Source organism: Allostella sp. (assembly GCF_041913585.1).
Lineage (GTDB): Bacteria > Pseudomonadota > Alphaproteobacteria > ATCC43930 > Allostellaceae > Allostella.
On the sequence record NZ_JAYSFE010000049.1, the window covers coordinates 25,566 to 31,786 of the forward strand.

The window sequence follows — 6,221 nt, forward strand, 5'->3', positions numbered from 1 at the left end:
GATGCGCGTAGGCGTGGAAGTCGGCGGCACCTTCACCGACCTGGTGGCGTTCGACGGCGACCGGATCCTGATCACCAAGGTGCCGAGCACCCCGAAGAGCCCCGACATCGGCGCCCATAACGCGCTGCGCACGGCCGGGCTCGAATTCGCGGCGATCGAGGACCTCGCGCACGGCTCGACCGTGGCGACCAATGCGGTGCTGGAGCGCAAGGGGGCCCGCCTCGCCTTCGTCGTGACGGCGGGCTTCCGCGACATCCTGCAGCTGCAGCGCCACGACCGGCGCCAGATCTACGACCTCCAGTACCGCAAGCCGGTGCCGGTGGTGGCGCGCCGCGACACGTTCGAGGTGACGGAGCGGGTGCTGGGCGACGGCGCGACGGCGGTGCCGCTCGACGAGGCCGGCTTCCGCGCCCACGTCCTGCCGAAGCTGGTCGAGGGCAAGTACGGCGCCGTCGCCATCTGCCTCCTCAACGCCTATGCCAACCCCGATCACGAGCGGCGGCTGGCGGCGATCGTCGAGGCGGCGCTGCCGGGCACGCTGGTCACCTGCTCGCACGACGTCTCCCGCGTCTTCCGCGAGTTCGAGCGCGCCTCGACGACGACGCTCTCGGCCTTCGTGCAACCGGTCATCGACCGCTATCTCGGCGGCTTCGAGCAGCGGCTGGCGGGCGACGGCTTCCGCGGCCGCTTCAGCGTCATGCAGTCGAACGGCGGCCGCCTGCCGGCCGCGGCCATGCGCAAGAGCGCCATCACCGCGCTCTTCTCCGGCCCCGCCGCCGGCGTCGTCGGCGCGGTCCGGCAGTCGATGCGCTCCGGCTTCGAGAACGTCATCACCTTCGACATGGGCGGCACCTCGACCGACGTCTGCCTCGCCGAGGGCGGCAAGGCGGCGCTCGCCAACGAGACCGAGATCGACGGCCTGCCGATCCAGACGCCGGTGCTCGATATCGTCACGGTCGGCGGCGGCGGCGGCTCGATCGTCTGGGTCGACGACGGCGGCATGCTGCGCGTCGGCCCGCGCTCGGCCGGCGCCGACCCGGGGCCGGCCTGCTACATGCGCGGCGGCACCGAGCCGACCATCACCGACGCCCAGCTGATCGTCGGCGCGGTCCGGCCGGAAGCCTTCCTCGGCGGCCGCATGGCGATCGATCCGGAACTGGCGCGCAAGGCCTTCGCGCCGCTGGCCGAACGCTTCGGCCTGTCGATCGAGGGCATGGCCGAAAGTGCCATCAAGCTCGTCAACGCCAACATCGTGCGCGCGATCCAGCTGGTCTCGACCGAGCGCGGCCGCGACCCGCGCGACTATGCGCTCCTGCCGTTCGGCGGCGGCGGTCCGCTGCACGCCGCCTCGATCGCCGACCAGCTCGGCGTCCGCACCATCGTCGTGCCGCCGAACCCGGGCGTCATCTCGGCCTATGGCCTGATCGCGTCGGACTTCACCAAGTTCGCGACCGTCACCAGCCAGATGCCGCTGGAGCGCGGGGCGACCGACGGCGTCGCCGTCTTCCGTCGTCTCCAGGCGGAACTGGCGGACGATTTCCGGGCGATGGGCTTCTCGGGCGCCCTCGACTACACCTACACGGCCGAGATGCGCTTCGTCGGGCAGGCGTTCGAGATCTCGGTCGACTTCGACGAGGCCGGGCTCGCCGCGATCAGCGCGCAGTCGCTGCTCAAGGCCTTCGAGGAGGCGCATTACCGCGTCTTCTTCCACGGGCTGGGCGCCAACCAGAAGGTCGAGATCGTGTCCTTCCGGGTCGGCGCCTCGGTGCCGGTCGCCGCCCGCCAGCCGCTCACCATGCCGGCCGACGACGGCACCGCCGAGGCCGTCCACGAGATCTGGGAGAACGGCCGCCCGGTCACCTGCCGCCACCTGCCGGCCGGGCGCATGGCGGTGGGCCAGCCGCTCGCCGGCCCGATGATCCTTTCCGGCGCCACCGCGACGACCTATCTCCCCACCGGGTGGACGGCCGAGCGCGACGCTGCCGACAACATCGTGATGCGGAAGGGCTGAGCCATGACCCTGGACCCGATCGACTACGCCGTCATCAGCCAGAGCCTGCAGGCGGCCGCCCGCGAGATGGGCGTCAAGCTGATCCGCTCGGCCTACTCGACCATCCTGCGCGAGGCGCGCGACGGCTCGGCGGCGCTGCTCGACCGCGACGGCAACGTCGTCGCCCAGGCCGAGCTGATCCCGATGCAGCTCGGCCCGATCGGCGCGACGATCAAGCCGTGCCTGGAGATGCACCCGGCCGACACGCTCCAGGAAGGCGACTTCTTCATCAACAACGACCCGTTCGCCGGCGGCCAGCACCTCCAGGACGTCTTCATCTTCACGCCGATCTTCGTCGCGGGCGAGGTCGTGGGCTTCAGTGCCAGCGTCGCCCACCATCTCGACGTCGGCGGCGGCAGCGCCGGCCTGACGGCCGAGGCGACCGACGTCATCGCCGAGGGGCTGCGCATCCCGCCCTCCTGCTGGAACATGCAGAAGGACTGGAACGGCGGCCGCCTGGAGCGCCTGGTCGCCCACAACATCCGCGTCCCGGACCAGACGATCGGCGACTTCAACGCCCAGTTCGCGGCCAACGCCATGGGTGCGGCCCGGGTCCGCCAGCTCTGCGAGAAGTACGGCGTGGCGGCGGTGAAGGAAACGATGCGCGAGCTCCTCGACTATTCCGAGCGGCGCGTGCGGGCGGCGATCGCCAAGGTGCCCGACGGCACCTACCACGGCGAGGCGCTGCTCGACGACGACGGCATCGGCGAGGAGGCGATCGCCATCCGCTGCCGCCTGACGATCGCCGGCGAGAGCGTTTCGATCGACTTCGAGGGCAGCGCGCCCCAGGTCGGCCGCAACATCAACTGCCCGTTCTCGTCCTGCATCTCGGCGGCGCTCTCGGCCGTCAAGTCGGTGCTGACCAGCCCGGACATTCCCTTCAACGAGGGGCTGAAGCGGCCGATCGACGTGACCGCCCCCTACGGCTCGATCGTCAACCCCAAGCCGCCGGCACCGGTGCGCGCCCGCATGCTGTCGGCCTATCGCGCCTACGATGCGGTGATGATGGCGCTGGCCCAGGCGGTGCCGGAGATGGTGCCGGCGCTCGGCTACAACACGACGACGGTGACCTGCCTCGCCCACATGGGCGAGAACGGCTACGCCGTGCACCTGGAGCCGATGGGCGGCGGGTTCGGCGGCTCGCGGACGACGGACGGCTGCGACGGCGTCGACAACGGCCTCTCCAACTGCGCCAACACGCCGGTCGAGGCGCTCGACGCGGGCTACGACTTCTTCCGCGTCCACAGCTACGAGCTCGCGCCCGACTCGTTCGGTCATGGCGCCCACCGCGGCGGCGCCGGCTTCTATCGCCGCTACGAGATCCTGAAGGACGGTGTCACCTTCTCGATGTATGCCGACCACTTCCGGCACCCGGCGGCGGGCCTCGCCGGCGGCTCGCCCGGGACGCTGGGGCATGCGCGCGTGCTGCGCGCCGGCGCGGTGATCGAACTGCGCTCGAAGTCGGCCAATCCGGTGAAGAAGGGCGACATCGTCGAGGTGCTGCTGGGCGGCGGCGGCGGCTACGGCAGTCCCGCACTCCGCGACCCGCGCGACATCGAGCGCGACGTCGCCGACGGCCTGCTGCGGCCGGAGACGGCACGCCGCCTCTATCGCCGGCCGGAGGCCGCAGAGTAGCCGGAATGGACGGCGCCCGCCTGCTCGCCCAGGGTTCGCTGTGGGCGGCGACCGCCGCGCCCGGGCCGGAATGCCCGGCCCTCGAGGACGAGGTCCGGGTCGACGTCGGGATCGTCGGCGGCGGCTTCACCGGCCTGTCGACGGCGCTGCACCTGGCCGAGCGCGGCGTCCGCGCCGCCGTCGTCGAGGCACGCGAGATCGGCGAGGGCGCGTCCGGCCTCAATGGCGGCCAGGTCATCCCGGGCCTCAAGCGTGGCCGCGAGGAACTGGCGGCGCGCTTCGGGAGCGAACGCGCCGAGCGCATGGTGGCGCTGGGCGACGGCGCGGCCGAGCGCGTCTACGACATCGTCGGCCGCTACGGCATCGACTGCGGGCTGGAGCGCAACGGCTGGTTCCGGGCCGCGCATTCGCCGATCGCCATGGCCTATCTCGAGAAGGTCGGCAAGGAGATGGCGGCGCGCGGGATCGACGCGGCGCTGGTCGACCGCGCGGACACCATGCGGATGCTGGGCACCGACCAGTACCTGGGCGGCCTCCACGACCGCCGCGCCGGCGGCCTCCAGCCGCTCGCCTATGTCCGCGGCCTGGCGCGGGCGGCGATGGGCCTGGGGGCGCAGGTCTTCGCCCGCAGCCCGGTCGAGCGGGTGTCGCGCGACGGCGCCCTGTGGCGGATTGCCGGGGCGCGCGGGGCGATCGTCGCGCCCCGGGTCCTGCTGGCGACCGGCGCCTACACCGACCGGCTGTGGCCGGGGCTCGCGCGCACCTTCGTCGGCGTGCAGAGCGCCCAGATGGCGACCGCGCCGCTGACGGACAACCTCCGTGCCTCGGTGCTGCCGTGCCGTGCCGTCGTCTCGGACACGCGCAAGCTCGCCAACTATTTCCGGATCGATGCCGAGGGCCGTCTCGTCATGGGCGGGCGCGGGCCGCTCGGCGACGCGCCGAGCCCGTCGACGCTGGCCGCCGTCGCCCGGGCGGCCGAGCGGCGCTTCCCGATGCTGGGCCGCATCGAGTGGCAGCACGCCTGGTGCGGCCGCATCGAGATGACGCTGGACGAACTGCCGCGCATCCACCAGCCGGAGCCGGGGCTGTGGACGCTGCTCGGCTACAACGGCCGCGGCGTCGCGCTCGCCACCGCCATGGGCGCGGTGATGGCCGAGCGGATGACCGGCGGTTCCGACCCCGCCCTCGACTTCCCCGAGACGCCGTTCGCGACCGTGCCGCTCCACGCGTTCCGCGGGCCCGCCGTCGCCGGCGCCATCGCCTGGTACAAGTTCCGCGATTCCCTCGGCTTTGCCGCCTGACCGCCACCCGGGAGGCTTCGATGACCCTAGAGACACGTCCCCTCAGTCCCGCCCTCGGCGTCGAGATCCTCGGCCTCGACCTGTCGCGCCCGTTCGACCAGGCGACGGCCGGGGAACTGGTCCGGCTCTACCAGCGCCATCACCTGCTGCTGGTGCGCGGCCAGGACCTCGACGAGGACGACCAGATCCGCTTCTGCGAGCTGTTCGGCCCGATCTCGCGCCGCAGCCCGGCGATGCAGAAGGCCAAGGCGGCCTATGTGTCGAACGCGCGCGCCGACGGCATCCTCGGCCAGGGCGAGCTGCATTTCCATTCCGACAACACCTTCTTCCAGCACCCGCTGAAGGCGATCGGCCTCTATGCGATCGAGGTGCCGCCGGAGGGCGGGGACACGCTCTTCTCGAACTGCGCGGCGGTCTATTCGGCGCTGCCCGAGGCGTTGCGGCGGCGGCTGGACGGCCTCAGCTCCTACCAGCTGTTCGACTACAATGGCGACTACAACCGCCGCTCGGTCGAGGAGGGGTCGCCGCCCGACGCCCACCGCGCGATCCATCCGCTCGTCTGGACCGACCCCGACACCGGCGTCCGCGCGCTCTTCCTCAGCGAGCACACGGCGGTGCGGATCAACGAACTGCCGATCGCGGAAGGCGAGAAGCTGATCGCCGAGCTGCACGACCGGATCGCCGATCCGAATTTCGGCTACCGCCATCGCTGGCAGCCGGGCGACATGCTGCTGTGGGACAACATCGTGCTGCAGCATGCCCGCGAGCCGTTCGACCTCCGGCACAAGCGGACGCTGCGCCGGATTCCGGTCGGCGACCCGGACGGCGACCGGCGCTTCCCGACCTCGCGCACGGTCGTCGGGCCGCTGCCCTGGGTCGAGCCGGTCGCGCAGCCGGCATGAGCGCGCTGCCGCAGGCGGGCGCCCGCATCGACAACGACGACGGCTTCGACAGCGAGGAGATCCTGGCGGGGCTCAGGGAGTGGATCGCGGTCGAGAGCCCGACCGTCCATCCCCCCGGTGTCAACCGCATGATGGACCTGGCCGAGGCGGCGATGCGTGCCGCCGGGGCCGCGGTCGAGCGGATTGCCGGCGTGGACGGGTACGGCGACGTCGTGCGCGCGACGATCCCCGGCCGCCGCGCGGGGCCGGGCATCCTGGTGCTCGGGCATCTCGACACCGTCCATCTCGTCGGCACGCTCGACGGCGCCCTGCCGATGCGCCGCGACGGCGACC

At 72.3% G+C, this 6,221-nt stretch carries 4 protein-coding genes and 1 pseudogene; all 5 read left to right on the forward strand.

The features are described from left to right. The first annotated feature begins 1 nt into the window (after window position 1). Window positions 2-2,011 carry a hydantoinase/oxoprolinase family protein gene (locus ACE3Q3_RS11490; protein WP_374445991.1) on the forward strand — a complete coding sequence of 670 codons (2,010 nt, stop codon included), beginning with the start codon at window positions 2-4 and terminating at the stop codon, window positions 2,009-2,011. A 3-nt stretch (window positions 2,012-2,014) separates the two neighbouring features. After that, a complete protein-coding gene (locus tag ACE3Q3_RS11495) occupies window positions 2,015-3,685 on the forward strand; it encodes a hydantoinase B/oxoprolinase family protein (RefSeq protein WP_374445994.1) in 1,671 nt (556 codons plus the stop codon). Window positions 3,686-3,690: 5 nt separating this feature from the next. Further along, window positions 3,691-4,986: an NAD(P)/FAD-dependent oxidoreductase gene (locus ACE3Q3_RS11500; RefSeq protein WP_374445996.1), complete on the forward strand. Its 1,296-nt coding sequence runs from the start codon at window positions 3,691-3,693 to the stop codon at window positions 4,984-4,986. Between the two features lie 20 nt (window positions 4,987-5,006). After that, a complete protein-coding gene (locus tag ACE3Q3_RS11505) occupies window positions 5,007-5,888 on the forward strand; it encodes a TauD/TfdA dioxygenase family protein (RefSeq protein ID WP_374445998.1) in 882 nt (293 codons plus the stop codon). Continuing rightward, window positions 5,885-6,221, forward strand: a pseudogene (locus ACE3Q3_RS11510) (hypothetical protein); the annotation flags it as partial. The gene ACE3Q3_RS11505 and the pseudogene ACE3Q3_RS11510, both read left to right, overlap by 4 nt.

Bases quoted from the DNA above. Each gene is read 5' to 3' on its own strand.
- ACE3Q3_RS11490 (WP_374445991.1), top strand. From the start codon at position 2: ATGCGCGTAGGCGTGGAAGTCGGCGGCACCTTCACCGACCTGGTGGCG.
- ACE3Q3_RS11495 (WP_374445994.1), top strand. From the start codon at position 2,015: ATGACCCTGGACCCGATCGACTACGCCGTCATCAGCCAGAGCCTGCAG.
- ACE3Q3_RS11500 (WP_374445996.1), top strand. From the start codon at position 3,691: ATGGACGGCGCCCGCCTGCTCGCCCAGGGTTCGCTGTGGGCGGCGACC.
- ACE3Q3_RS11505 (WP_374445998.1), top strand. From the start codon at position 5,007: ATGACCCTAGAGACACGTCCCCTCAGTCCCGCCCTCGGCGTCGAGATC.